Origin of the sequence: Naumannella cuiyingiana, assembly GCF_013408305.1 — a bacterium.
In the GTDB taxonomy this organism is placed as follows: Bacteria; Actinomycetota; Actinomycetes; order Propionibacteriales; family Propionibacteriaceae; genus Naumannella; species Naumannella cuiyingiana.
In genome coordinates this window covers 2,888,752-2,914,345 of the sequence record NZ_JACBZS010000001.1, presented here as the reverse complement: position 1 = coordinate 2,914,345, position 25,594 = coordinate 2,888,752, and the positions used below count along the sequence as shown (strand labels likewise).

The 25,594-nt window shown below is 70.3% G+C and carries 21 protein-coding genes; 9 read left to right on the top strand and 12 right to left on the bottom strand.

Translation table 11 applies throughout. The annotated features are described in order from the left end of the window. From GGQ54_RS13605 to GGQ54_RS13595, 3 genes are read right to left on the bottom strand one after another with little or no spacing between them, the layout of a single operon-like run. Positions 1-1,596 carry an ABC transporter substrate-binding protein gene (locus GGQ54_RS13605; RefSeq protein ID WP_218843872.1) on the bottom strand — a complete coding sequence of 532 codons (1,596 nt, stop codon included), beginning with the start codon at positions 1,594-1,596 and terminating at the stop codon, positions 1-3. Next, positions 1,593-2,975, bottom strand: coding sequence for an NtaA/DmoA family FMN-dependent monooxygenase (locus GGQ54_RS13600; RefSeq protein WP_179445875.1), 1,383 nt, complete (start codon positions 2,973-2,975; stop codon positions 1,593-1,595). The genes GGQ54_RS13605 and GGQ54_RS13600 overlap by 4 nt, the downstream gene beginning before the upstream one ends. Before the next feature lie 42 nt (positions 2,976-3,017). Beyond that, on the bottom strand, positions 3,018-4,082 hold the full coding sequence (locus GGQ54_RS13595) for an LLM class flavin-dependent oxidoreductase (RefSeq protein ID WP_179445874.1): 1,065 nt from the start codon (positions 4,080-4,082) through the stop codon (positions 3,018-3,020). Positions 4,083-4,243: 161 nt separating this feature from the next. On the opposite strand from GGQ54_RS13595, the gene GGQ54_RS13590 reads away from it, so the two are divergent. From GGQ54_RS13590 to GGQ54_RS13570, 5 genes are all read left to right on the top strand, one after another. Further along, positions 4,244-4,732: a Rieske (2Fe-2S) protein gene (locus tag GGQ54_RS13590; protein ID WP_179445873.1), complete on the top strand. Its 489-nt coding sequence runs from the start codon at positions 4,244-4,246 to the stop codon at positions 4,730-4,732. 127 nt (positions 4,733-4,859) lie between these two features. Then, on the top strand, positions 4,860-6,365 hold the full coding sequence (locus GGQ54_RS13585; RefSeq protein ID WP_179445872.1) for a CoA-acylating methylmalonate-semialdehyde dehydrogenase: 1,506 nt from the start codon (positions 4,860-4,862) through the stop codon (positions 6,363-6,365). 2 nt (positions 6,366-6,367) lie between these two features. Then, entirely contained in the window at positions 6,368-7,507 is a 1,140-nt protein-coding gene (locus GGQ54_RS13580; RefSeq protein WP_179445871.1) for an acyl-CoA dehydrogenase family protein, read from the top strand. A gap of 26 nt (positions 7,508-7,533) precedes the next feature. Next, the gene (mmsB, locus tag GGQ54_RS13575) at positions 7,534-8,454 is read left to right on the top strand and encodes a 3-hydroxyisobutyrate dehydrogenase (protein ID WP_179445870.1); all 921 of its coding nucleotides are present in this window, start codon (positions 7,534-7,536) and stop codon (positions 8,452-8,454) included. Beyond that, on the top strand, positions 8,451-9,233 hold the full coding sequence (locus tag GGQ54_RS13570; RefSeq protein WP_179445869.1) for an enoyl-CoA hydratase: 783 nt from the start codon (positions 8,451-8,453) through the stop codon (positions 9,231-9,233). The genes mmsB and GGQ54_RS13570 overlap by 4 nt, the downstream gene beginning before the upstream one ends. Before the next feature lie 46 nt (positions 9,234-9,279). Here the strand turns inward: GGQ54_RS13570 and GGQ54_RS13565 are convergent, their stop codons facing one another. Together GGQ54_RS13565 and GGQ54_RS13560 are read right to left on the bottom strand one after the other, a co-directional pair. Continuing rightward, positions 9,280-9,801, bottom strand: coding sequence for a MarR family winged helix-turn-helix transcriptional regulator (locus tag GGQ54_RS13565; protein WP_179445868.1), 522 nt, complete (start codon positions 9,799-9,801; stop codon positions 9,280-9,282). Between the two features lie 8 nt (positions 9,802-9,809). Then, on the bottom strand, positions 9,810-10,652 hold the full coding sequence (locus tag GGQ54_RS13560) for a CPBP family intramembrane glutamic endopeptidase (protein WP_179445867.1): 843 nt from the start codon (positions 10,650-10,652) through the stop codon (positions 9,810-9,812). Positions 10,653-10,769: 117 nt separating this feature from the next. Here GGQ54_RS13560 and GGQ54_RS17450 point away from each other — a divergent pair, with 117 nt between their 5' ends. Together GGQ54_RS17450 and GGQ54_RS13550 are read left to right on the top strand one after the other, a co-directional pair. Continuing rightward, positions 10,770-12,005: a histidine kinase gene (locus GGQ54_RS17450; RefSeq protein WP_179445866.1), complete on the top strand. Its 1,236-nt coding sequence runs from the start codon at positions 10,770-10,772 to the stop codon at positions 12,003-12,005. Beyond that, complete coding sequence (locus GGQ54_RS13550) at positions 12,002-12,637, top strand: response regulator (RefSeq protein WP_179445865.1); 636 nt, start codon at positions 12,002-12,004, stop codon at positions 12,635-12,637. Before GGQ54_RS17450 ends, GGQ54_RS13550 begins: the two co-directional genes overlap by 4 nt. Positions 12,638-12,652: 15 nt before the next feature. Here the strand turns inward: GGQ54_RS13550 and uvrA are convergent, their stop codons facing one another. Next, entirely contained in the window at positions 12,653-15,664 is a 3,012-nt protein-coding gene (gene uvrA, locus GGQ54_RS13545) for an excinuclease ABC subunit UvrA (RefSeq protein WP_179445864.1), read from the bottom strand. A gap of 68 nt (positions 15,665-15,732) precedes the next feature. On the opposite strand from uvrA, the gene GGQ54_RS13540 reads away from it, so the two are divergent. Further along, positions 15,733-16,431, top strand: a complete 699-nt coding sequence (locus GGQ54_RS13540) for a maleylpyruvate isomerase family mycothiol-dependent enzyme (protein WP_179445863.1) — start codon at positions 15,733-15,735, stop codon at positions 16,429-16,431. A 37-nt stretch (positions 16,432-16,468) separates the two neighbouring features. After that, the gene (locus tag GGQ54_RS13535) at positions 16,469-17,131 is read left to right on the top strand and encodes an MBL fold metallo-hydrolase (RefSeq protein ID WP_179445862.1); all 663 of its coding nucleotides are present in this window, start codon (positions 16,469-16,471) and stop codon (positions 17,129-17,131) included. Positions 17,132-17,245: 114 nt separating this feature from the next. Here GGQ54_RS13535 and GGQ54_RS13530 read toward each other — a convergent pair whose 3' ends face one another. The 6 genes from GGQ54_RS13530 to rpsA form a co-directional block, all read right to left on the bottom strand. Continuing rightward, complete coding sequence (locus GGQ54_RS13530; protein ID WP_179445861.1) at positions 17,246-18,403, bottom strand: TerC/Alx family metal homeostasis membrane protein; 1,158 nt, start codon at positions 18,401-18,403, stop codon at positions 17,246-17,248. 184 nt (positions 18,404-18,587) lie between these two features. After that, positions 18,588-20,690: an excinuclease ABC subunit UvrB gene (gene uvrB, locus GGQ54_RS13525; protein ID WP_179445860.1), complete on the bottom strand. Its 2,103-nt coding sequence runs from the start codon at positions 20,688-20,690 to the stop codon at positions 18,588-18,590. 45 nt (positions 20,691-20,735) lie between these two features. After that, positions 20,736-21,671 (bottom strand): hypothetical protein, encoded by a 936-nt coding sequence (locus GGQ54_RS13520; protein WP_179445859.1) that lies wholly within the window; start codon positions 21,669-21,671, stop codon positions 20,736-20,738. Further along, positions 21,668-22,768: a PrsW family intramembrane metalloprotease gene (locus GGQ54_RS13515; protein WP_179445858.1), complete on the bottom strand. Its 1,101-nt coding sequence runs from the start codon at positions 22,766-22,768 to the stop codon at positions 21,668-21,670. The genes GGQ54_RS13520 and GGQ54_RS13515 overlap by 4 nt, the downstream gene beginning before the upstream one ends. Positions 22,769-23,015: 247 nt before the next feature. Further along, positions 23,016-23,627, bottom strand: a complete 612-nt coding sequence (gene coaE / locus GGQ54_RS13510) for a dephospho-CoA kinase (RefSeq protein WP_179445857.1) — start codon at positions 23,625-23,627, stop codon at positions 23,016-23,018. 111 nt (positions 23,628-23,738) lie between these two features. Continuing rightward, a complete protein-coding gene (rpsA, locus tag GGQ54_RS13505; RefSeq protein WP_179445856.1) occupies positions 23,739-25,214 on the bottom strand; it encodes a 30S ribosomal protein S1 in 1,476 nt (491 codons plus the stop codon). Between the last annotated feature and the right edge of the window lie 380 nt (positions 25,215-25,594).

The following is a 25,594-nucleotide window of genomic DNA, read 5'->3' as shown; positions in this document are numbered from 1 at the left end:
TCACTCCACCCGGGCGGCGTGCAACTGCAGCCGGGAGTAGGAGTCGAACCGGACGTCGCGGGCCTGTTTCGACAGCCCCAGCACGGTGGTCAACTCGAACACCGGCGCGGTGTAGGCCTGCTCGATGATGATCCGCTGGGCATTCTCGGCATGCCGCAGCCGGGCCGCCCGGTCGGTGGTCCGCTGCAGCGCGGTGAACTCCTTGATCAACTCCTTGTCCTCGATGCCGTAGGGCGCCACCCCGTCCTGCCAGTAGATGTTGCGCAGGATGTCGGGATCGGGGCGGGTCGAGTTGCCCCAGGCCAGGTCGAAGTCACCTGTGCTGAGGGTTTCGTTGAGCTTGCCGATCTGGGTCTGGCGCAGCTCCAGTTCGATGCCCACGGCGCGCAGTTGTTGTTGCTGCAGCTCCAGCGCCGCCTGGTTCGGATTGAAGTTGGTGCCCCAGTAGGCAACCAGGTGCAGCCGTTCGCCGTCCTTCACGCGGATGCCGTCCGGGCCGGTAAGCCAGCCCGCCTCGTCCAGCAGGGCCGCCGCGGCGGCCGGGTCGGGCCGCAACTGCTCGGACAGGTCCACCCAGCCGGGGGTGTTCGCAGCGATCGGGCTGCTCGCGGCGCGGAAGCTCGGGCTGAGCACCGCCGAGGTGATCGCACCGGCGTCGATCGCCCTGGCGAAGGCCCGGCGGACCCGCACGTCGGAGGTGATCGGGCGCTTCACGTTGAACCGCAGGCCGAAGACCACGCCCGGATTGGGCCGCGACTGCAGCGTGAAACCGGCGGCGGACAGGGCCTGCTCGTCCTGCGCCGCGACGCCGCCGATCGCGTCGACCTGGCCGGAGCGCAGCGAGCCGGACCGGACCCCGGACTCGGCGATGATCGGGAAGATCAGCCGGTCGCTGGCCGCCGCGCCCTTGCGGGCCCACAGCGAGGAGCCCCAGTCATAGTCGGCGCGGCGGGTCTCCACCACCTCGCTGTTCGCCGCGTACGACTCCAGCACGAAGGGGCCGCTGCCGACCAGATTGCCCGCGCACCGGTCGGCCGGGTCGGTGTCCAGCGAGGACTTCGCGAGCAGGCCGAGGAAGTGGCTGGCCGAGGCCTGCAGGAACTGCGCATTCGGCTCGCGGAACCGGACCCGCGCCGTCAGCTCGTCGACCACGTCGGTGCCGGCGTACCCGCTGAGGAACTGCAGCGACGTGCCCTGGCTGGCGCCGTTGCGGATCACCTCGTCGAAGTTGTCCTTGACCGACCGGGCGTCGACCGGCGTGCCGTCGGAATAGGTCACCCCCGGCCGGAGCTTGAACGTGAACTCCTTGGCGTCGTCGGACTGGGTGAACGATTCGGCCAGCCAGGGAACGATCTCGCCCGTCTCGGGATCCTGGTCGGTCAGCGAGTCGACCAACTGTCGCGACGGGTACGCCGCGTCGTTGTTGCCCGCCACCCGCGGGTTCAGGCAGCCGGGGTCCGAAGCGAGCGCGAACCGGAACTCCGAGGGCGTGTCCCCGGCGGGATTGCCGCCCGCGCCCCCGCAGGCGGTGAGCGCGAGCGCCAGTCCTGCCCCGAGGGCCGCCAGCCCGAGGCGGGCGTACCTGCGGGCGGTCACGATGCCACCCGGTGCGAGGCGGGATCGGCGACCGGCTGGGCGCCGGCGGGGCGCAGCCCCAGGTTCTCCCGCAGCGTCTCCCCCGGATACTCGGTGCGATAGACGCCGAGGTCCTGCAGCTCCGGCACCACCGAGTCGACGAACTCGTCCAGCCCGGCGGGGATCAGGTGCGGCACCAGGATGTAGCCGTCGGCCTCGCCGTTGTCGACGGCATCGGCGAGGGCCCGCGCGACCGTCTTCGGCGTACCGACGAAGGTCCGGCTGGCCTGCACCTCGATGATCAACTCGCGGATGCTGAGGTTCTTCTCGGCGGCGATCGCGCGGTAGCGGTCGGCGAGGTCGGGCGCGTCGTTGCGGCGGGACTGGCCCTTGACGATCGCCTTCTCGGAGCGGTCCGGCTCGATGGCGGGCAGCGGACCGTCCGGGTCGTAGCCGGACAGGTCGCGGTTCCAGACGTGTTCGAGCAGGGCGATCGCGGTCTGCGGGGTGATCTGGCCGCGCCGGATCTCCCGATCGTTCTCGCGCGCCTCCTGCTCGGTGTCGCCGAGGGCGAAACTGACGCCGGGGAAGATCAACAACTCGTCCGGGCCGCGACCGAAGGAGGCCGCGCGGCGCTTGAAGTCGGCGAACGACTCGCGGCGCTTCTCCGGCGTCTCCCACCAGCGCGCGAAGATCGCGTCCGCCGTCCGGGCGCCGAAGTCGCGGCCGTCGGCGGAGTCGCCGGCCTGCAGGATGACCGGGTGCCCCTGGGCCGGGCGGGGCGTGCCGAAGGTGCCGGCGATGTCGAACTGTTCGGAGGTACGCGAGAAGTCGCGCACGGCGCCCTCGCGCAGCAGCGCCTTGCCGAACGGGTCGATCGGGTCGTCGTCCCAACTGTCCCAGAGCTGGCGGGCGGCGGCGACCAGGTCGGCGGCGCGGACGTAGCGATCGGCGGCGTCGAGATAGCCGCCGCGGCGGAAGTTCTCGCCGGTGAACGCGTCGGAGGAGGTGACCACGTTCCAGCCGGCGCGCCCGTCGCTGAGCAGGTCGAGGCTGGCGAATTCCTTGGCCAGTTGGTCGGGCTCGTTGAAGGTCGCGTTGATCGTGCCGATCAGCCCCAGCCGCTCGGTCACCGCAGCGAGCGCGGCCAGCACCGGGATGGTGTCGGGCCGGCCGACGACGTCGAGGTCGTGGATCAGGCCCTTGCGCTCGCGCAGCCGCAGGCCCTCGGCGAGGAAGAAGAAGTCGAACAGGCCGCGCTCGGCGGTCTGGGCGAGGTGCCGGAACGAGGCGAAGTCGATGTTGCTGCCGGCATCGGGGTGCGACCACACGGTGTGGTGGTTGACCCCCGGGAAGTGCGCCGCGAGGCGTACCTCGCGGCGCGTCGTCGGCTCGGTCATGATCGTCTCCTGTCGGTCGGGGCGGGTCGTGGCCGGGCGGCGTCAGGCCGCGTAACGGTTGGCGGCGGCGGGCAGACCGAACCGGTTGCGCAACCGGTCCGGCGCGGTGCGGTGCAGGACGCCGCGCTCGATCAGGTCGGGCACGACCACGCCGGTGATCACCGGCACGTCGAGCGCGGTCACGGCGGGCCGGAGCAGGACGCCATCGAAGTCGCCGGCCAGTTCGCCGATCCGCGTCGCGAGGTCCGCGGCGGACCCGACGAAGCGCGGTCGGTCGGCGGGGGCGGTCTCGGCGGCGGACGCCGCGGCCAGCTCCGCCGCCCGGGCGCGCGCCCGCGAGCCCCGCACGTCGACCGTCACCTCGAGTTCTGCCAGCCGCGGCGCGCCGGCCGGGCCGGTATCGCCGGTCACCACATCGGCCAGTTCGGCGGCGGGGTCGGGTACGCCGGAGCGCACCAGCACCGGCGGGTTGCCCTGCGGTGGCCGGGGCGTGATCAGCGGACCCCTGACGGTGAAGAACTCGCCCGTGAAGTCGACGTAGTGCAGCTTGTCGCGATCGACGAACCGGCCGGTCGGGCGGTCCCGGATCACCGCATCGTCCTCCCAGGAGTCCCACAGGGCACGGACGACCTCGACCACCTCGCGGGCCTCGCGCCCCGCCTCGGCGGCGGTCGGCGCTGGCCGGTGGCCGACGCGCGCGGCCCCGGCGGCACTCGTGTCGACCTGGACCGACCAGCCGGCGCGGCCGCGCGAGATGTGGTCCAACGTGGCCAGCGCCTTCGCCACGTGGAACGGCTCCCGATGGCTCACCGCCGTCTCCGCGACGAGCCCGATCGCGGTGGTGACCGGTGCGATCCGCGCGGCGAGGACGATCGGGTCGAGGCGCCCACGCGACGCGTCGGTCCGGTTCTCGTCGCCGAAGAGCACGAAGTCGATCCCTGCCGCCTCGGCCCGCTGCACGAGATCGAGCGCGAAGTCCGCCCGCCAGACCCGGCGCGGGTCGCCGGGCGTCGCCCGCCAGGCCTCGGGGTGGGTGCCGAATCCGTCCAGCGTCAGACCCAGCAGCGGGCCACGGGCCGGGCTGCCGGTCGGGTTCAGGTCATTCATCGGTGCCGCCTCAGGTTCATGTGGTCTATCTCAACTGATTTTATTTACTTTGATCCCGGTGTCCGACATGAGAGACGGCGTCTCGCTCGCGCGTCCACGGCCCCGAAGGCGGCCACCTAACATGTGCCGCACCCGACCTCGCCGAATGGAAAGGCGTTCAGATGACGGAGCCCACGACCCGAGCCGCAGGCGCATCTCTCCCGTCGGACGAACCACCGACGACCGACCGCCGCAGGGTGCTGGCGCTCGGCGGGCTGATCGCCGCGGGCGGAGCACTGGCCGCGACCGCCTGCGCGCCGGCCGAGCAGGAGCCCGAACAGCGACAGCCGGCGACCCCGGGGTCGCCGCCGGTCGACAGCGGAGCGAGCGGCGCCGGCATCCGGGCCGAGGACGTCCCGGTCGCCGGGGGCGTCGTCCTGCCCGGGGTCGCGGTCGTCACCCAGCCCGAGGCCGGCCAGTTCAAGGCCTTCTCCCCCGTCTGCACCCATCAGGGCTGCGAGGTCGGCGAGGTCAGCGCCGAGGGAATCGTCTGCCCGTGCCACTTCTCGGTCTTCTCGATCACCGACGGCGCCGTCGTCGAGGGTCCGGCTGAGCAGCCGCTGGCCGAGCTGCCGGCCTCGGAGGCGGACGGCATGATCAACATCGGCTGATCGGCCCGTCGGGTCGGGCCGCGTACCCGCCCCCACCGCAGGTACGTGGACTTCCTAGTAATACGATGGCCGCACTTCCACGCTTCCCGACCAGGGCGCACCCCGACAGGCAAGGACGGCATCGGACATGGACGTTCGAGAACTCACCCACTTCGTCGACGGCGCGCCCGTCCCGGGCAGCTCGGGGCGCTTCGCCGACGTCTTCGATCCCAATACCGGCGCCGTCCAGGCCCGCGTACCGCTCGCCGACTCCGCCGAGGTCGAGGCCGCGATCGCCAGCGCCGAACAGGCCCAGCCGGCATGGGCGGCGACCAACCCGCAGAAGCGGGCACGCGTGCTGATGCGTTTCCTGCAGCTCGTCAACGACCAGATGGATGATCTTGCCGCGATGCTCTCGGCCGAGCACGGCAAGACCATTCCCGACGCCAAGGGCGACATCCAGCGCGGGCTGGAGGTGATCGAGTTCGCGATCGGCATCCCGCACCTGTTGAAGGGCGAGTACACCGAATCGGCCGGCACCGGCATCGATGTCTACTCGATGCGCCAGCCGCTCGGCGTCGTGGCCGGGATCACCCCGTTCAACTTCCCCGCGATGATCCCGCTGTGGAAGGCCGGGCCCGCGATCGCCTGCGGCAATGCCTTCGTGCTCAAGCCGTCCGAGCGCGACCCCTCGGTGCCGCTGCGACTCGCGGAGCTGTTCATCGAGGCCGGCCTGCCCAAGGGCGTGTTCAACGTGATCAACGGCGACAAGGGCGCCGTCGACACCCTGCTCACCGACCCGCGCATCGCCGCCGTCGGGTTCGTCGGATCGACGCCGATCGCGCAGTACATCTACGAGACCGCGACCGCCCACGGCAAGCGGGCGCAGTGCTTCGGCGGCGCCAAGAACCACGCGATCGTGATGCCCGACGCCGACATGGACGCCGTCGCGGATGCGCTGATCGGCGCCGGGTACGGTTCGGCCGGCGAGCGCTGCATGGCGATCTCCGTCGCCGTGCCGGTCGGCGAGGAGGCCGCGGAGGCCCTGGTGCCGCGACTGAAGGAGCGGATCGCGAACCTGCGGATCGGTCGCAGCGACGACGAGAAGGCCGACTTCGGGCCGCTGGTCACGGCGCAGGCCAAGCAGCGGGTCGAGGACTACATCGCCTCCGGCGTCGAGGAGGGCGCCGAGCTGGCGGTCGACGGCCGCGGCTTCTCCCTGGACGGGCACGAGGACGGCTTCTTCACCGGGCCCACCCTGTTCGACAAGGTCACCCCCGAGATGAAGATCTATCGCGAGGAGATCTTCGGACCGGTACTGAGCGTGGTCCGCGCCGCCGACTACGAGGAGGCGGTACGCCTGCCCACCGAACACGAGTACGGCAACGGTGTCGCGATCTTCACCCGCGACGGCGACACCGCGCGCGACTTCACCAACCGGGTCAATGTGGGCATGGTCGGCGTGAACGTGCCGATCCCGGTGCCGATCGCCTACCACACCTTCGGCGGCTGGAAGCGGTCCGGCTTCGGCGACCTGAACCAGCACGGCCCGGACTCGGTGCGCTTCTACACCAAGACCAAGACCGTCACCCAGCGCTGGCCGTCCGGCATGAAGGAGAACGCGGACCACTTCGTCATCCCGACGATGGACTGATCATGTTCGAGCTGACCGAGGAGGATCGGGCGATCCGCGACACCGCGCGCGAGTTCGCCGCCGAACGGCTGGCACCGCATGCGGTCGAGTGGGACCAGGCCAAGCACTTCCCGGTCGACGTGTTGCGCGAGGCGGCCGCGCTCGGGCTCGGTGGGGTCTATGTCGGCGAGGATGTCGGCGGCTCCGGCCTGCGGCGGCTGGATTCGGTACGCATCTTCGAGGAGCTGGCCAAGGGCGATCCGTCGGTCGCGGCGTACCTGTCCATCCACAACATGGCCGCCTGGATGATCGATCGGTTCGGCAACGACGAGCAGCGCAAGGCCTGGGTGCCGGGCCTGTGCTCGATGGAACAACTGGCCAGCTACTGCCTCAGCGAACCCGGTGCGGGCTCCGACGCCGCGGCGCTCGCCACCACCGCACGCCGCGACGGTGATCACTACGTCCTGAACGGGGTCAAGCAGTTCATCTCCGGTGCCGGCACCTCGGAGGTCTATGTGGTGATGGCCCGGACCGGCGAGGCGGGTGCCCGCGGGATCTCCGCCTTCGTCGTTTCGTCGGGTACGCCGGGACTCGGCTTCGGCGCCGAGGAACGGAAGATGGGCTGGAACTCCCAGCCGACGCGGCAGGTGATCATGGACGATGCCCGCGTACCGGCCGAGAACCTGCTCGGCGGCGAGGGCGGTGGATTCGGGATCGCGATGCAGGGCCTGAACGGCGGTCGGCTCAACATCGCCGCCTGTTCGGTCGGCGGCGGCCAGGCCGCGCTCGATGCCACGCTGCCCTATCTGTCCGGCCGGCACGCATTCGGTGGCGCGCTGATCGACAATCCGGCGCTGCAGTTCCGGCTGGCCGACATGCGGACCGAGCTGGAGGCGGCGCGAAGCTTGCTCTGGCGGGCCGCCGACGCCCTGGACCGGGGGGCTTCCGATGCGGTCGAGCTGTGTGCGATGGCGAAGCGTTTCGCCACCGACGCGGGATTCGCCGCGGCCAACGAGGCTCTGCAACTGCACGGGGGTTACGGTTATCTCGCCGAGTACGGCATCGAGAAGATCGTCCGCGACCTCCGGGTCCACCAGATCCTCGAGGGCACGAACGAGATCATGCGGGTCGTGATCGCCCGGTCCATGATCAACAAGGCTTGACCGCAAGGACGACGATGGAGTCACAGATGAGCACACAGCCCGAGCAGTCCCGCCGCATCGCCTTCCTCGGGCTGGGCAACATGGGCGGACCGATGGCGGCCAATCTTGTACGGGCCGGGCACCGGGTGACCGGTTTCGACCCCGTGCCGGAGGCGGTCGCCCGGGCCGAGGAGCACGGGATCACCGTCGTCGGCGCGGCGGAGGACGCCGTGCGCGGGGCGGAGGTCGTGATCACGATGTTGCCGAACGGGGCGCTGGTCCAGGAGGCGTACGTCGCGATCCTGCCGGCGGCCGATCCGGGCACGCTGTTCATCGACAGCTCGACCATCGACGTGGCCGATGCGCGCGCCGCCAACGATCTGGCGACGCGCTCAGGGCACCGCGCGATCGACGCCCCCGTCTCCGGCGGCGTGGTGGGCGCCGAGGCGGGCACGCTGGCGTTCATGGTCGGCGGCACCGAGGACGACTTCGCCGATGCGCAGCCGCTGCTGGAGGCGATGGGCCGCAAGATCGTGTACTGCGGCGGCCCGGGCAACGGTCAGGCGGCGAAGGTCTGCAACAACATGATCCTCGGGGTTTCCATGATCGCGGTCAGCGAGGCGTTCGTCCTCGGCGAGAAGCTGGGGCTGAGCAATCAGGCGTTGTTCGATGTCGCCGCGAATGCGTCCGGACAGTGCTGGTCGCTGACCACCAACTGCCCGATCCCGGGGCCGGTGCCGACCAGTCCGGCGAACCACGACTACCGGCCGGGATTCGCCGCCGCGCTGATGGACAAGGACCTCGGGCTGGCCTCGAACGCGGTACGCAACAATGCGGTGGCGGCAGAGCTCGGGCTGCACGCGGCCGAGATGTACCACCGCTTCGCCAGCTCCGGCGGGGGCGGCCTGGACTTCTCGGCGATCATCAACGACATCCGTGACCGGTCGACCAGCGAGGTGGAGCAATGAGCGAGCAGAACCCGGAGAACATCACCGTCGAGCAGCGCGGGCGCGTCGGCCTGATCACGCTGAACCGGCCGAAGGCGCTGAACGCGTTGAACCGCGATCTGATGGAGGAGGTGATCGCGGCCGCCCGGGCCTTCGACACCGATCCCGCGGTCGGCGCGATCGTGATCACCGGATCGGAGAAGGCCTTCGCCGCCGGGGCAGACATCAAGGAGATGCAGTCCCGGTCGTTCTCCGATGTCTACGGCGGCGATCTGTTCTCCGACTGGGACCGGATCACCAAGATCCGCAAGCCGATCATCGCAGCGGTCGCCGGCTACGCGCTCGGCGGCGGGTGCGAACTGGCGATGATGTGCGACCTGATCATCGCCGCGGACAGCGCGAAGTTCGGACAGCCCGAGATCAACCTCGGCGTGATTCCCGGGATGGGCGGTACGCAGCGTCTGACCCGCGCGGTCGGCAAGTCGAAGGCGATGGACCTGGTGCTGACCGGACGGATGATGGATGCCGAGGAGGCCGAACGGTCCGGGCTGGTTGCCCGAATCGTGCCGGCGGCCGAGCTGGTGGATGCGGCCGTGGCGGTCGCCGAGACCATCGGCGCCAAGTCCCTGCCCGTCGTGATGATGGCCAAGGAGGCGGTCAACGTGGCGCTGGAGACGACGCTGTCCGAGGGCGTGCGGTTCGAGCGGCGTACCTTCTTCTCGACGTTCGCCACCGAGGACCAGAAGGAGGGCATGTCCGCCTTCGTCGAGAAGCGCGACCCCGAGTTCAAGCACCGGTAGGCCACGACCACGGTGCGGCGCCGGCCCGAGAACCGGCGGGTCCGCGCTACCAGCGGCCGGCGCCATCCTCGAAGTCGCCCGCATCGCGACGCATCCCCGCCAGGATCTGCAGCAGCGGACCAAGATGATCACCCGGCAGCCCGACATTGCCGAACACCTCCGCGTTCAGCTTGCCGGTCGCCTCCATCGCGAGCTCTCGCCCGTCGCCGGTCAGCTCGATCAACGTGGCCCGGCGATCACTCGGGTGCGGCGCCCGGCGTACCAGGCCGGCCGACTCGAGCCGGTCCACCGCGTTGGTCACGCTCGTCGGGTGCACCTGCAGCCGCGCGCTGGCCTTCGCCATCGGCAGCGCCCCCGCCCGGCTGAAACTGAGCAGCATCAACAGCTCATACCTGGCGAAGGTCAGTTGGAACGGCCGCAGCACCTCCTCGACGCGCGCCAATACGATCTGCTGCGCCCGCATCAGCGAGGTGACCGCCGCCATCCCGTCGGCGACCTCGCCCCAACCGTGGGCCGTCCACTGACGGTGCGCCTCGGCGATCGGGTCGAGCGGGAGCGGTTCCGGCATGGGCCCGATCATCCCATGGGTACCCCGGTCGGCCGTGAGTCGCGCTGCCGAGCGATCCCGGCCGCGCCGCCGGCCAACGCGACGACGCCGACGATGACGAATGCCGCGCCCTGCAGCAGCCAGGCGATCGGGCCGCCGGCCGTGATGCCGAGCACGGCGAGGAACGACCAGCCGAAGTGGAACCCGGTGTGCACCCCGACCGCCGCCCACAGCGAGCCCGTGCGCAGCGCCAGCCCGGCCGCCGCCAGCCCGAACCCGAACGGGAGCACGAGATAGAGGAAGCGCTCGACGAGCGACTGCTGGCCGCCGCCGGACAGCAGGTGCGGCACCGCGAAGAAGATCGCGGAGAGCACCGCTGCGGTGACCGGCCCGGTGGGCACGGTGCGCTGGAACCAGCCCCGCCAGATCAGCTCCTCGCCGAAGCCCTGCAGGAAGAGCGCCCGCGCGACGATGTAGGCCGCCAACAGCGCGGGCGGGATGCCCGCCAGCTCGCTGGGCTCCGGGCGGGCGCCGAGCGCAGCCGCGAGGGCCGTGGCGGCCGCCGAGAGCGCGGTCGAGGCGCCGAGCACGACGAGCCCGATCACCAGCGTCCGGCGGGTGAACACCAGGCCGAGGGAGGCCAGCGAGCGGCGATCCCAGTACCGCGCCACCACCGCGACCAGCGCCACGACCACCAGCGGCACAACCAGCCAGCTCGCAACCTTCAGCGCCATCGCCTCGGTGACGCGCGCCGGATCGGCCAGGACGGCGCTCACCGGGATCAGCAGCAGCGACGGCACCAGCGCAGCCACCGTCATGATCACCATCGCGACAGCGAATCGAGCCAACACCAGGAGAATCTTCTTGATCATGTGATCAGCCTCGACGAGTGCCGCGACCGGTGCGCCACCCCGACGTCATGATCCGGCCGGGGCGACCCATGACGGCGGTCATGGGTCGAGCAGCCCCCGGCTGCCTAGGCTGGCCCCGTGACGGACGACCCGGACCATGACGCGAGCCAGGGTGGCGGCCCCGGCCGGGCGCCTCGCGACGGTCCCGCGCCGCGGCTGCCGAGACCGGCGGCACGGATCCTGGACGCGTTGTTCGGGTTGTGCCTGCTGGTCGGGCCGATCACCTCGATCCTGGTCGCCGATCGCTCGCCGGACCCGTCCTATCTCGGGGTCATCGCGGCGATGCTGATCCCGCTGGCCGCGGTCTGGGCGTACTGGCGTTCCGGGCGCGGCGGCCTCGTGTCGGCGATCGCCTTCGCCGTGCTCGCCGCGCTGGTCTCCCTGTTCGGCAATCTGCTGGTGCTGATGTTGCCGGCCTTGATCGTGATCACCCTCGCGGTGGGCCGCGCGGCGAGCCTGGCGCTGGCGTTCGGCCTGCTGACGATCGGTACGCTGCTCGGGCTGCTCGTGCCGGGCGGCGGGCCGGACAGCCTGCGCGAGCTTCCGCTGAACGCCCTGCTGCTCGCCCTGGGGCTGACGATCGCCTGGTTCGTCCGCGCGTACGCCGCCGAACTCACCCGATCGGAGCGGCTCGCCGCCGATGTGCTGCGCAATCGCGAGGCCGAGCGCGAGCTGGTGCTGGCCGAGGAGCGCGCGCGGGCCGCGCGGGAACTGCACGACGGGTTGGGCCATCGGCTGACGATGATCACGATGGCGCTGGACTTCGCCGAACGGGCGCGCGAACGCCAGCCCGGCCGCGCCGACGCCGAGATCTCCGCGGCGCGCCGGGTGGCCGGGCAGACGCTCACCGAGATGCGCCGCTGGGTACGCGCGCTGGCCCCGGCCACCAGACCGGGCGCGACCGGCGCCGATGCGCTGGAGGCGATCGCGGACTCCTTCCGCGGGACGGGCCTGACCGTGACCGTGCAGGCGACCGGCGCCGCCGCCGCTCCGTCGGAGGAGATCGAGCTGTTCGCCCGCCGGTTCGTCCAGGAAGGGCTGACCAATGCCCTGCGGCACGGTACGCCCGATCGGGTCAGCATCGGTTGGCGACGACGGCCCGACTCGCTGGAGCTGTCGGTGATCGACGAATCCGCGCGCGCCGCGGCGGAGCCCGCCTCCCCCGAGCCCTGCTCACCGATCCCCGGATTCGGCCTGCGCTCGCTGGCAGATCGCGCCGGCGAGCTCGGCGGGCGCATCGACGCGACCCCCATCGAGCGCGGGTTCGCGCTGCGCGCCCGGCTGCCGCTGCCCACGCCGGGGGATTCCCGATGATCGGCGTGCTGATCGTCGATGATCAACAACTGCTGCGGCGCGGGCTGCGGATGCTGCTGGAACTTCAGGACGGGATCGACGTCGTGGCGGAGGCCGCCGACGGGGCCGAGGCCCTGGCGATGATCGACAAGTACCGTCCGTCGGTGGTACTGACGGACGCCCGGATGCCCGGCATGGACGGTCCGGCGCTGGTCGCCGCATGCGCCGAGAGACACCCGGGCACGCCGGTGCTGGTGTTGACCACGTTCGACGACGAGCCGGTCGTGACGGCGGCCGTGGCGGCCGGGGCCGCCGGCTTCCTGCTCAAGGACACCTCCCCGGAGCGGCTGGCCGAGGCGGTACGCGGGGTCCTGCGCGGCGAGTTGATCATCGATCCGCGGGTCGCCCGGCTGGTGGTCGGGCCGCGATCACCGGGGCCGGACGGGCCGGGTCCGCTCGCGCGCCTCACCCCGACCGAGCGCGTCGTCGCCGGACATGTCGCCGAGGGGGCGACCAACCAGGCGATCGCCGAACGGATGGTGCTCTCGGAGGGCACGGTGAAGAACCATGTGTCCAGCCTGCTGCGCAAGCTCGATCAGCCCAACCGCACCGCCTTGGCGCTCGCCCTGCTGAAGTGGCAGCGCGATTCCTGATCGGCGGCAGGCCGCTCAGGACAGCAGCGCCTTGCGCCGCTTGGCCGACACCGGCTTCCGCGAGGAGGTCGAGGACTTCGCGGCCGCCTTCTTCGTGGTCCGCTTGCGGGCAGACTTCTTGGCAGCGGTCGCACTCGCCGCCCCGTTGCGCTCGGCCCGGGGGCGGCTACCGACCGGCACCTCGCTGCCCCGCAGCGCCTCGGCCAGGAACGCGCCCGTGTGCGAATCCGGGTCTGCCGCCACCTGCTCCGGCGTACCCTCCGCGATCACCTGACCGCCCCGGGTCCCGCCCTCGGGCCCCATGTCGATGATCCAGTCACTGGTCTTGATCACATCGAGGTTGTGCTCGATCACCACCACCGAATTGCCGGCGTCGACCAGCCGGCCGAGCACCAGCAGCAGCTTGCGGATGTCCTCGAAGTGCAGGCCGGTGGTCGGCTCGTCCAGCACATACATGGTCCGGCCCGTCGAGCGCTTCTGCAGCTCCGAGGCCAGCTTCACGCGCTGCGCCTCACCGCCGGACAGCGTCGGCGCCGGCTGCCCCAGCCGCACATAGCCGAGACCCACGTCGACCAGGGTCTGCAGGTGTCGCGCGATCGCCGGAATCGCCGCGAAGAACTCCAGCGCCTCCGAGATCGGCATGTCCAGGACCTCGGAGATGGTCCGGCCCTTGTAGTGCACCTCGAGTGTCTCCCGGTTGTAGCGCGCACCGTGGCAGACCTCGCACGGCACGTAGACATCCGGCAGGAAGTTCATCTCGATCTTGATCGTGCCGTCGCCCGCGCAGTTCTCGCAGCGGCCCCCCTTGATGTTGAAGGAGAACCTGCCTTGCTGGTAGCCGCGCACCTTTGCCTCCGGCGTCTCCGCGAACAGTCGCCGGACATGATCGAAAACTCCGGTATAGGTGGCCGGATTCGACCGCGGGGTGCGCCCGATGGGCGACTGGTCGACATGGATGATCTTGTCGATCTGGTCGGTGCCGGTGATCTTCTGGTGCCGCCCCGGCACCTCTCGGGCGTTGTAGATCTCCTTGGCCAGCGCGGTGTAGAGGATCTTGTTCACCAGCGTCGACTTGCCCGAGCCGGACACCCCGGTGACCGCGGTCAGCACACCGAGCGGGAAACTCACGGTGACATCGCGCAGATTGTTCTCCGTCGCCTTGTGCACCGTCAGCTCGCGGCCGGGGGTGCGCGGGCGGCGGCTCGCCGGCAGCGGGATCGACCGGCGCCCCGAAAGGTACGCCCCGGTCAGCGACTCACTCGACTCCAACAACTCGGGCACCGGTCCGGAGACGACCACATTGCCGCCGTGCTCCCCCGCCCCCGGGCCGATGTCGACGACCCAGTCGGCGGTCCGGATGGTGTCCTCGTCGTGCTCCACGACGATCAGCGTGTTGCCCATCCCCCGCAACCGCAGCAGGGTGTCGATCAGCCGCCGGTTGTCGCGCTGGTGCAGGCCGATCGACGGCTCGTCCAGGACGTAGAGCACGCCGACCAGCCCGGAACCGATCTGCGTCGCCAGCCGGATCCGCTGGGCCTCCCCGCCGGACAGGCTGCCGGCCGCCCGGGACAGCGTCAGGTAGTCCAGCCCGACGTCGAGCAGGAACCGCAGCCGCTCGTTGATCTCCTTCAGCACCCGGTCGGCGATCTGCCGCTCGCGGTCGGAGAGCTCCAGGCCGCCGAGAAACGCGGCGGCCTCATCGATCGACAGCGCGGCGATCTCGGCGATGTTCTTGCCGCCGACGGTGACGGCGAGCGAGCTCGGCTTGAGCCGGGCACCGTCGCAGGTCCGACAGGGCACCTCGCGCATGTAGCCCGCGAACCGCTCGCGGGTGGAATCGGTCTCGGCCTCGCGGTGCCGCCGCTCGATGTAGCCGACGGCGCCCTCGACCTTCGCCTGCCAGGACATGTTGCGCCCGTGCCGGGTGCGATAGTGCACCGTGATCTTGTCCCGCTGCCCGTGCAGCAGCAGCTTCTGCACCCGGGCCGGCAGGGCCCGCCACGGCGTATCCATCGAGAAGCTGTGCTCGGCGGCCAGCGCGCGCATCACCTTGTCGTAGTAGTCGGCCATGTTGCGGTTGGTCCAGACCGTGATCGCGCCCTCGGCCAGGCTCTTCTCCTCGTCGGGCACGACCAGCTCGGGGTCGACCTCCATCCGCGTGCCCAGCCCGGAACAGGCAGGACAGGCGCCCCACGGTCCGTTGAAGGAGAACTGCCGCGGCTCGAGCTCGTCGATGGCGATGTCGTGCCCGTTGGGGCAGGCCATCTTCTCGGAGAACCGCCGCTCCCGGTCCGGCGCCTTCGCCTCGCGGTCGACGAAATCGACCGCCACCACACCGCCGGCCAGACCGAGCGCCGTCTCGACCGAATCGGTCAGCCGCTGCTTGACGCTCGGCTTGACCGCGATCCGGTCCACGATCACGTCGATGTCGTGCTTGCGGCGCTTGTCGAGCGTCGGCGGGTCGGTGAGCTGGTGCACCTCGCCGTCCACGCGGACCCGGCTGAAGCCCTGGGTCGCGAGATTGCGGAACAGGTCGACGTGCTCGCCCTTGCGGCCGCGCACCACCGGCGCGAGCACCTGGAACCGCGTACCCTCCTCCAGCTCCAGCAGCCGATCGACGATCTGCTGCGGGCTCTGCCGGCTGATCGGCGCGCCACAGACCGGGCAGTGCGGGTGCCCGGCGCGGGCGAACAGCAACCGCAGGTAGTCATAGACCTCGGTGATCGTGCCGACGGTGGAGCGCGGATTGCGGCTCGTCGACTTCTGGTCGATCGAGACCGCCGGCGACAATCCCTCGATGAAGTCGACGTCGGGCTTGTCGAGCTGGCCGAGGAACTGCCGGGCGTACGCCGACAGCGACTCGACGTAGCGGCGCTGGCCCTCGGCGAAGATCGTGTCGAACGCGAGGCTGGACTTGCCCGACCCGGACAGCCCGGTGAAGACGATGAGCGCATCCCGCGGCAGGTCGAGCGAGATGTCGCGCAGGTTGTGCTCGCGGGCACCGCGCACCAGCAACTGATCGGTCACCCGCCGATCGTATGCGCTCCCTCCGACACAACGAATCCGAGCGCCGACGGCCGGGATACCGTGGTGCCATGACCGCTGCCGACGACCTCCGGGCGAGCCTCGCACACGAAACCCAACACCTTCTCGGCGCGACGATCGCCGTCACCGACGAGCAGTGGCACGAGCCCAGCTCCCTGCCCGGGTGGACCCGCGCCCACCTGGCCACCCACATCGCCCGCAATGCCGACGGGCTGGTCCGACTGATCCGTGGCGCGCTCGACGGCACCCCGGCGCAGATGTATCCCTCCGACGAGGTGCGCGACGCAGAGATCGCCGAGGGGGCTACCCGGTCCGGTCTGGAGCTGCAACAGGATCTGGACGCCAGCGCCGGCCGGTTCGGCCAGGCGTTCGACGAGCTCGCCGAGAGCGGTCGGCTCGACGCGGTCGTGACGATGCGTGGCGGGGCCGAGGTGCCCGCCGGGTTGCTCGGGGTGGCCCGCCTCGGCGAGGTCGTCCTGCACCACGCCGACCTGGCGCTGGGCTACTCGCTGACCGAGGCCGACGGCCCGGCCCTGCAGGCCCTGCTCGAATGGGCAAGCAGACGGATGGGCCGCAAGCCGGAGATGCCGCCGGTGCTGCTGCGCTGGGAGGGCGGCGAGCTGTCCGTCGGCGAGGGCGAACCGACCGCGGTCGTGGAGGGTACGCCGGCCGCGCTGCTCGGCTGGTTGACCGGCCGCGACGGCGGTGCGGTGACCGGTGCCGACGGCATCGCCCCGCCGCCCTACTGATCCACCCGCGCCGAGCCACACCGAGGAGGAGGCAACGATGAACGCAGGCCACGTCGACCCCGGCGGCCCGCCCCTGGTCGAACAGATCGGTCCCGGGCTGACGCTGAGCAAGCTGTCGGTCGGCCCGATGGACAACAACGCCTACCTGCTGATCCCCGACGACGCCCCGGCCGTGCTGATCGATGCCGCCGCCGAACCGGACCGGCTGCGGGCCCTGATCGGCGACACCGAGGTCGGCACCATCGTCACCACCCACCGGCACCATGATCACATCGGCGCGCTGGCCGAGCTGGCCCGCGACACCGGGGCCCGGCTGGTCGCCGGTCGCCCCGACGCCGCCGCCATCGCCGACGCGACCGGCACCCGGCCGGAGCCGGTGTGGACCGGCGACGCGATCGGCATCGGTGGCTCCGAGCTCGCGGTGCTCGGGCTGGTCGGTCACACCCCGGGCTCGATCGCGCTGGCGTACCGCCCCGGCGACGGCCGCCCCACCCAGCTCTTCACCGGCGACTCGCTGTTCCCCGGCGGGCCCGGCAAGACCGCAAACCCGACCGACTTCGGCTCGCTGATGGACGATCTCGAATCGTCGGTCTTCGGTGCGTTCGACGACGCGACGGTGGTACGCCCCGGCCACGGCGACGACACCACCCTCGGCGCCGAACGACCCCACCTCACGGAGTGGCGGGACCGCGGCTGGTGACATCGCAGCCCGGGCCAACCCGACCACGGGCGGTGATCGTGCTCCGCCGGGATCTCGTCGTGAGCTGACGCCCGCTGCGCGGACGCCAGCGGGCGTCAGCTCACACCGGAACCGTCAGCGCAGGTCGTGCGGATTGTGCAGCGGCCGATCGGTGTCATTCTCCGAGCCGGTCCCCGCCTCGCGCTCATGGGCGGCGCGGACCTCTTCCGGGTCCCTGGCCGCGGCGGTCTCCTCGCGGCCGTGGGCGTCGGGCTCCAGGCCGTGCTCGACATTCCACCTGGACCGGATCAGGCTGGCCACGGTGGTGATCAACAGCACGCCGATGATCACGGTCAGCGACAGCCAGATCGGGATCTCGCCCTCGTTCGGCAGCGTCTTCACCGTGTCATAGGCCCACTGCATCGCCGGCCCGACCACGGGCGTCCCCGCGTACTGACCCGACTCGTGCATCGCGTGCAGGAAGAGCTTCACGCCGATGAACGCCAGGATCACCGACAGGCCGAGCGACAGGTAGACCAGCCGCTTCAGCAGCCCGCCGATCAGGAAGTAGAGCTGTCGCAGACCCATCAGGGCGAAGACATTCGCGGTGAAGACCAGGAACGGCTCCTGGGTGAGCCCGTAGATCGCGGGAATCGAGTCCAGGGCGAACAGGATGTCGGCGCTGCCGAGGGCGATGATCACCAGTGCCATCGAGGTGAGCACGCGCTTGCCGTCGATCTTCGCGGTCAGCTTGGTGCCGTGGTACTCGTCGACGAAGGGAAGGTGCCGGCGGGCGAACCGGACCATCGCATTGTCGCCGGTCTCCTCCTCATGCTTGCTGTAGTCGACGGCGAGCTTGATCGCGGTGTAGATGAGGAACAGGCCGAACAGGTAGAAGACCGCGGCGAACCGGTCAATCGCGACCGCCCCGACTGCGATGAAGATGCCGCGGAAGATCAGCGCCAGCACGATGCCGACGAGCAGCGCGAACTGCTGCAGGTGCCGCGGCACCTTCAGCGAGCCCATGATGATGATGAAGATGAACAGGTTGTCCATCGACAGGCTGTACTCGGTCAGCCAGCCGGCGAAGAACTCACCGCCGTAACGGGGCCCGGCGAAGATCGTCACGCCGATTCCGAAGATCACCGCCAGGCCGACATAGATCGCGACCGCGATCCCGGCTTCCTTCATCGAGGGCTCGTGCGGGCGCCGTCCGATGATGAAGATGTCGAAGGCCAGCACGCCGACCAGCACCACCGCGGTGATGATCCAGACATACAGATGGATATTCACTCAGAACCCTTCCAAGACACTCACTGCACATGTGTGATGAATCCTGGAGGTCTCTTCCGCCCGGTCCGGGCCGAGGACACCGGGGCGACCGATGGCCGCGCCGTGATGACGGCGTCCGCGTTGCAGGAATACTCCCCTCCGCGCCGTCCAGTATCGCAGGCGGACGCGGATCTGCGAAAACGCGTCAGCGGGTCGCCTCCAGATGCTGGCGCAGGTGCTTCTTCAGGTCCGAGATCTCGTCGCGCAGCCGCGCCGCAACCTCGAACTGCAGCTCCGCCGCCGCCGCATTCATCTGGTCGGTGAGCTCGGTGACGAGATCGGCCAGCTCGGTGGCCGGCAGGTCGGTCAGGTCTCGCGAGCTGACCCGGTCCACATCGCGCGGCACCGGCGACTTCACCCGCTGCCGGCCCTTGCCCTGCCCCGAGTACTCGGCGAGCAGCTTGGACGTGTCGGCATCCTCGCGGGCCAGCATGTCGGTGATGTCGGCGATCTTCTTGCGCAGCGGCTGCGGGTCGATGCCGTGCTCGGCGTTGTAGGCGGCCTGCAGCTCGCGGCGCCGATTGGTCTCGTCGATCGCGGCCGCCATCGACGGGGTGATCTTGTCGGCGTACATGTGCACCTGGCCGGCGACATTGCGCGCCGCGCGACCGATCGTCTGGATCAGCGACTTGTCGCTGCGCAGGAAGCCCTCCTTGTCGGCGTCCAGGATCGCGACCAGCGACACCTCGGGCAGGTCGAGCCCCTCGCGGAGCAGGTTGATGCCGACCAGCACGTCGTACTCCCCCATCCGCAGCTCGCGGAGCAACTCGACGCGGCGCAGGGTGTCGACCTCGGAGTGCAGGTAGCGGGTGCGCACCCCGTTCTCCAGCAGGTAGTCGGTGAGGTCCTCGGCCATCTTCTTGGTCAGCGTGGTGACCAGCACCCGCTCGTTGCGCTCGGCACGGGCCTTGATCTCGGCCATCAGGTCGTCGATCTGGCCCTTGGTCGGCTTCACCACGACCTCGGGGTCGACCAGCCCGGTCGGGCGGATGATCTGCTCGACGTGACCGTCGCTGCGGGCGATCTCGTAGTCGCCCGGGGTCGCGGACAGGTAGACGGTCTGCCCGATCCGGTCGCTGAACTCCTCGAAGGTCAGCGGCCGGTTGTCCATCGCGCTGGGCAGCCGGAACCCATGCTCGACGAGCGTGCGCTTGCGGGACATGTCGCCCTCGTACATCCCGCCGATCTGCGGCACCGTGACATGCGACTCGTCGATCACCAGCACGAAGTCGTCGGGGAAGTAGTCGAGCAGGCAGTTCGGCGGGCTGCCGGGCGCCCGGCCGTCGATGTGACGCGAATAGTTCTCGATCCCCGACGCCGTGCCGATCTGCCGCATCATCTCGATGTCGTAGGTGGTACGCATCCGCAGCCGTTGCGCCTCGAGCAGCTTCTGCTCCCCCTCCAGCTCGGCCAGCCGCTCCTCCAGCTCGGCCTCGATCCCGCGGATCGCCCGCTCCATCCGCTCCGGCCCCGCAACATAGTGACTGGCCGGCATCAGGTGGATCTCCTCATCCTCGGAGATCACCTCACCCGTCAGCGGGTGCATCGTCATCAACCGCTCGACCTCGTCGCCGAACAGCTCGATCCGGACCGCCATCTCCTCATACTTCGGGAAGACCTCGAGCGTGTCCCCGCGTACCCGGAAGGTGCCCCGCGTGCCCGCGACGTCGTTGCGCGTGTACTGGATGTTGACCAGGTCGCGCAGCAACCGGTCGCGGTCGATCGTGTCGCCGACCCGGACCGTGACCATCCGGTCGAGATACTCCTGCGCCGAGCCCAGCCCGTAGATCGCGGACACGGTCGCGACCACGATCACGTCGCGCCGGGTCAGCAGCGAGTTGGTCGCCGAGTGCCGCAGCCGCTCGACCTCCTCGTTGAGCGAGGAGTCCTTCTCGATGTAGGTATCGGTCTGCGGCACATAGGCCTCGGGTTGGTAGTAGTCGTAGTAGGAGACGAAATACTCCACCGCGTTCTTCGGGAAGAGCTGGCGCAACTCGTTGGCGAACTGGGCGGCGAGCGTCTTGTTCGGCTGCATCACCAGGATCGGCCGCTGCAACCGCTCGGCCAACCAGGCGATGGTTGCGGTCTTGCCGGTGCCGGTGGCGCCGAGCAGCACGACATCCTGCTCGCCGGCGTTGATCCGGCGCTCCAGGTCGGCGATGGCGGCTGGCTGGTCGCCGGCCGGGTCGAACTCGCTCTCGACCTTCAGCGGCGCGACCTGGCGCTTGAGCTCTGCTGCGGGACGCATGTCTGCCAGCGTACGCACCGGCACCGACAGTCCGCGCCGGAAGGCTCAGCCGCCCAACTGGGACCGCATCATCGAGCTGCTCATCGCGCCGAAACTCTGGGTCATCTCGTCCGAGTCCGGGGCGTTCGCCGCATCGAAGATCATCGATCCGATCACGGTCTGGTCGTCCTCGGTACGCACGGACACGAAGGCCACGATGCCGACCGTCTGCGACCCACCGCCCGAGGCCATCGTCACCGTCATGCTGCCGCTGGCCACGTCGAGCGCGGGGTCGACCTCGGTCCGCGTCGGCCCTTCCCGGTCGGCCTCGGTCCCCTCGGCCGCGAGCTGGTCGAAGTAGGAGCGCAGGGTCGCCTCCGCGCCGGCGCCGGTGCCCGCGCCGGCTTGGGCGACATAGACCGAGGTCCCGTCGGAGAGGACGACCGAGTTGGCGCCCCGCTCCTCGACCCGCCACCCGGGCGGCGGCTGCACGGTGACCCCGTCACCGACCTCGACGGCATCGCCGCTCGGCTCGTTCCCGCCACCGCCACCGCCACCGGTGCCGGGCCCGCTGGGCGGCGGATCGGTGGTCGCCGGTGGGGGCGGCACCGGTACGCTCGGCGCGCCCGCGTTCCGCGATCCGCCGGTGAAGCTGGACACTGCGCCGCCCAGGATGGCGATCAGGACCAGCGCCCCGACGATGATCCCGATGATCTTGAGCGGGCTGTTGCCCCTGGTCCGCGGCGGCGCCTGACCGGGACCCGGCGGCTGCGGCATGGCTCCCCACTGGGCCTGGGCCGGGGGCGGCCCGGCGTACGGCGCCTGCTGCGGTGCGAAACCCGGCTGCTGGCCGTACGGCTGCTGCGGCTGCTGCGGCTGCTGCGGCTGCTGCGGCTGCTGCGGCTGCTGCGGCTGCTGCGGCTGCTGCGGCTGCTGACCATAGGGCGGCTGGGGTTGCTGCGGCTGCCCGTAGGGCTGACCCGGTTGCCCCCACTGACTCATGCTCGCCCCCTACCCGCGGGATGGTGCGGTTTGTGCCGGGTCCGCACGGCCACGCCGCAGGCGCTGCAGAACGCCGCGCGGGAGAGCAGCGGCATCTCGCAGCGGTGGCAGAACTCCTCGGCTGCCTCCTCCAGCGCGCCCTCGTCGTCCTGCGCGTCCTCCAGCGCCGCCTCGATCAGACCCAGGTGCAGGATCCGGCGGATCCGCAGCAGCAACACGCTCAGGATGAGCAGCCCCCAGCCGATGCTCAGCACGACGCCGAGCGTCGGGTCGGCGAGGAAGCCGAGCAGGTAGACCCCGCCGGCATAGAGCACGTTCGCGGCGATCGCCTCGCCGAGCCCGCGCAGATAGCGGGGCGTGAACCCGTCATGGCCGCGGCCCAGACCGGAGAACTCGGCACAGGCGATGCCGGTGGCCGTGCCGATCACCAGCGGCTTCACGAAGCCTTCGAGGAAGAGCAGCGACATCCACAGGCCGGGGTCGATCTCGCGGACCAGGCCCCCGGTGACCAGCGGCCAGTGCCGCACGAGCGTGTCGGCGGTGGCATAGGCGACACCGGAGATGATGCCGAAGGTCGTGCCGTCCAGCAGGTCGTCGAAGCGCGGCCGGCTGGCCAGCAGGAGCGGGCCGACTTGGCGCAGCACCTCACCGATCACCGGTACGACGACGGCCACGATCAGCAGGCCGCCGATCGTCGGGCCGAGGGTGCCGCCGAGACCTCCGGGCAGGGGCCGCGTACCCGATCCGCCGAGCCAGACCCACCAGACGAGCGTGAAGCCCAGCGCCAGGACGAACGTCAGCGCGAAGGCCAGGGCCGTGACCTGGACGGGATGGTCGTCCCACAGGTTCACGTCGTAGAGGTAGACGATGTAGATGATCGGGATGGCGAAGGCCGCCAGCAGCACCGCGATCGGCAGCGCCCCGAAGCAGGCGGCGAGCAGCGTCATCACCAGCGCGACGACGAGCGCGACCCGGTACGTCTGCGGCCGCTCCGCCGCACCCCGCGGCATGATCGTGGAGACCACCGCGAACGACGCGACCGGTTCGTCCGGCTTGACGGCGAAAGACCTGCGGCGAGCCAGATCCGGTGTGCGCATGTCCTGACCACAGTGGTGGCAGAAGTGCGCGACCTCGGGCAGCATGGCGCGACAGCGTGAGCATTCCACGCCGAACCTCCTGATCGAATGGGGATGGCTCCCCGGGCGGGCGGGATCAGTGATCCCGGCACCACACTCCCGGATGAACGGCTCAAATCGCCGGATCCACGCCCGAGAACACCGATCGAGTTTGGTGGCAGCGCGCAGCCCTCGCCCACGTCGACCCGATCCATTGCCGCTCCGAGGGTCAGGGCCGCGGAGCCGCGCTGGCTCGGCGTACCAGCTCCTGCCAGACCCGGTCGGCCTCGACCAGCAGTTGGTCCCGGTCACCGGCGTTGTCGACGACCAGGTCGGCCACCGCGAGCCGTTCGGTACGCCCGGCCTGGGCGGCGATCCGCGCGCGGGCCTGCTCGGCGCTCGACCCGTCGCGGGCCATCGCCCGGCGCAGCTGGACCTCGGTGGGCAGGTCAACCACGACGACCAGGTCGAAGCCCTCGGCTCGTCCGGTCTCGACCAACAACGGGATCACGTGGACCACGATCGCGTCCGGCGGCGCGGCCCGCTCCAGCTCGGCCGCCCGGGCCCGGATCAGCGGATGCAGGAGCCGCTCCAGATCCTTGCGTGCTTCGGGATCCGCAAACACCACCGCGCCCAGCGCCTTCCGGTCCAGGCCGCCGTCGGCGGCACGGACCTGGTCACCGAACCGCTCCAGTACCGACGCCAGCCCGGGCGTGCCGGGGCCGACGACCTCGCGGGCGAGCAGATCGGAGTCGATCAACACGGCCCCGTGCTCGGCCCAACGATCGGCGACGGATGTCTTGCCCGAGGCGAGGCCTCCGGTGAGTGCGACCCGCAGCATGCGAGCGATGCTACGGCAGCCGCGCCCGCGGCCCGGACCGGTTGCTGTCCCCTGGTGCGGAAACGACAACGGCCCCGCTCCGTCGAGGAGCGGGGCCGAAGCGTCGGGCGATCAGGCTCCGGTGAGCTTGTCCCGCAGGGCCTGCAGGGCTTCGTCGGAGGCCAGCGAGCCGGCGGCGGGCGCCGGGCCGGAGGCGTCATCGGTCGACTCCGCCGCACCACCGCTGCTGTAGCCGGTGTCGGCGACGGCGCTGGCATTGTCCGCAGACTGCTCGGCCTGCTCGACCTGGCGCTTGTGCGCCTCCCAGCGGGCGTGCGCTTCGGCGTACTGCTGCTCCCAGGCGCGCTGCTGCTCCTCGTAGCCTTCCTTCCACTCCTGGGTCTCCGGATCGAAGCCCTCGGGGTAGACGTAGTTGCCCTCGGCGTCGTAGGAGGCGGTCATCCCGTACAGCGCCGGGTCGAAGTCGTCGGCGTTCACGTCGACGTCCTCGTTGGCTTGCTTCAGCGACAGCGAGATCCGGCGGCGCTCCAGGTCGATGTCGATGATCTTGACCAGCACCTCGTCGTTGACGCTGACGACCTGCTCGGGGATCTCGACGTGGCGGGCGGCCAGCTCCGAGACGTGCACCAGGCCCTCGATGCCCTCCTCGACGCGGACGAACGCGCCGAACGGGACCAGCTTGGTGACCTTGCCCGGCACGATCTGGCCAAGCTGGTGCAGGCGGGCGAAGGCCTGCCACGGGTCCTCCTGGGTCGCCTTCAGCGACAGCGAGACGCGCTCGCGGTCCATCTCGACGCTGAGCACCTCGACGGTGACCTCGTCACCGACGGCGACGACCTCCGACGGGTGGTCGATGTGCTTCCAGGACAGCTCGGAGACGTGCACCAGGCCGTCCACACCGCCAAGATCGACGAAGGCGCCGAAGTTGACGATGGAGGACACGACGCCCTTGCGGATCTGGCCCTTCTGCAACTGGGTGAGGAAGGTCTGGCGTACCTCGGACTGGGTCTGCTCCAGCCACGCGCGACGCGACAGCACCACGTTGTTGCGGTTCTTGTCGAGCTCGATGATCTTGGCCTCGAGCTCCTGACCGACGTAGGGCTGCAGGTCGCGGACGCGGCGCATCTCGACGAGCGAGGCGGGCAGGAAGCCGCGCAGACCGATGTCCACGATCAGACCGCCCTTGACCACCTCGATGACCTGGCCGGTGACCACGCCGTCCTCGTCCTTGATCTTCTCGATCGTGCCCCAGGCGCGCTCGTACTGGGCGCGCTTCTTGGACAGGATCAGGCGACCCTCCTTGTCCTCCTTCTGCTGGACGAGGGCCTCGATCTCGTCGCCGACCTCGACCACCTCGAAGGGGTCGACGTCGTGCTTGATGGACAGTTCCTTGGACGGGATCACGCCCTCGGTCTTGTAGCCGATGTCCAGGAGAACTTCGTCGCGGTCGACCTTGACGACCGTGCCGGAGACGATGTCTCCGTCGTTGAAGTACTTGATGGTCTTGTCGATTGCCTCGAGAAAGGCTTCGGGCGAGCCGAGGTCGTCGACGGCAACCTGCGGGGATGCCTCGAGGGAGGACGTCATGTAGTAGGGCTCCGATTGATGGTCTGCAAATGTTGGGCGCGCCGCGGATCCGATTTCGCCGCCGACGGGCGGCCGGCGAGCGCAGCCTGCTCGGTCTGAGTCTGCGCAGGCCACAGCGCCCGGCAAGTCTATCCGCCCCGGTCGGAGTCGGGCAAACACGAGACCATCGGCGGAACTGGGCGTCCCGCTCCCCTCGAGCCTAGGGGAGGTACGCCGTCGCGCCGGCTCGCCGCGGCCCGCGTGTCGGCCCGCGGTGGATCCGCGTCGGTGGACCCCGGGACACCCGCGCCGAAATCCGGATGCAGCGTCGGGAATGCGGGGACTAGCGTGGGTGTTGGCACAGGTGCTGCGGCGGTTTGCAGAAGGCAAGATCGGAGATG

What these genes read in the sequence shown, in the direction of transcription:
- GGQ54_RS13595 (WP_179445874.1), bottom strand. Translation starts at nt 4,082, where the DNA reads ATGAATGACCTGAACCCGACCGGCAGCCCGGCCCGTGGCCCGCTGCTG.
- GGQ54_RS13600 (WP_179445875.1), bottom strand. Translation starts at nt 2,975, where the DNA reads ATGACCGAGCCGACGACGCGCCGCGAGGTACGCCTCGCGGCGCACTTC.
- GGQ54_RS13570 (WP_179445869.1), top strand. Translation starts at nt 8,451, where the DNA reads ATGAGCGAGCAGAACCCGGAGAACATCACCGTCGAGCAGCGCGGGCGC.
- mmsB (WP_179445870.1), top strand. Translation starts at nt 7,534, where the DNA reads ATGAGCACACAGCCCGAGCAGTCCCGCCGCATCGCCTTCCTCGGGCTG.
- GGQ54_RS13520 (WP_179445859.1), bottom strand. Translation starts at nt 21,671, where the DNA reads ATGAGTCAGTGGGGGCAACCGGGTCAGCCCTACGGGCAGCCGCAGCAA.
- GGQ54_RS13540 (WP_179445863.1), top strand. Translation starts at nt 15,733, where the DNA reads ATGACCGCTGCCGACGACCTCCGGGCGAGCCTCGCACACGAAACCCAA.
- uvrB (WP_179445860.1), bottom strand. Translation starts at nt 20,690, where the DNA reads ATGCGTCCCGCAGCAGAGCTCAAGCGCCAGGTCGCGCCGCTGAAGGTC.
- GGQ54_RS13580 (WP_179445871.1), top strand. Translation starts at nt 6,368, where the DNA reads ATGTTCGAGCTGACCGAGGAGGATCGGGCGATCCGCGACACCGCGCGC.
- coaE (WP_179445857.1), bottom strand. Translation starts at nt 23,627, where the DNA reads ATGCTGCGGGTCGCACTCACCGGAGGCCTCGCCTCGGGCAAGACATCC.
- GGQ54_RS13550 (WP_179445865.1), top strand. Translation starts at nt 12,002, where the DNA reads ATGATCGGCGTGCTGATCGTCGATGATCAACAACTGCTGCGGCGCGGG.
- rpsA (WP_179445856.1), bottom strand. Translation starts at nt 25,214, where the DNA reads ATGACGTCCTCCCTCGAGGCATCCCCGCAGGTTGCCGTCGACGACCTC.
- GGQ54_RS13535 (WP_179445862.1), top strand. Translation starts at nt 16,469, where the DNA reads ATGAACGCAGGCCACGTCGACCCCGGCGGCCCGCCCCTGGTCGAACAG.
- GGQ54_RS13560 (WP_179445867.1), bottom strand. Translation starts at nt 10,652, where the DNA reads ATGATCAAGAAGATTCTCCTGGTGTTGGCTCGATTCGCTGTCGCGATG.
- GGQ54_RS13515 (WP_179445858.1), bottom strand. Translation starts at nt 22,768, where the DNA reads ATGCGCACACCGGATCTGGCTCGCCGCAGGTCTTTCGCCGTCAAGCCG.
- GGQ54_RS13590 (WP_179445873.1), top strand. Translation starts at nt 4,244, where the DNA reads ATGACGGAGCCCACGACCCGAGCCGCAGGCGCATCTCTCCCGTCGGAC.
- GGQ54_RS13585 (WP_179445872.1), top strand. Translation starts at nt 4,860, where the DNA reads ATGGACGTTCGAGAACTCACCCACTTCGTCGACGGCGCGCCCGTCCCG.
- GGQ54_RS13565 (WP_179445868.1), bottom strand. Translation starts at nt 9,801, where the DNA reads ATGCCGGAACCGCTCCCGCTCGACCCGATCGCCGAGGCGCACCGTCAG.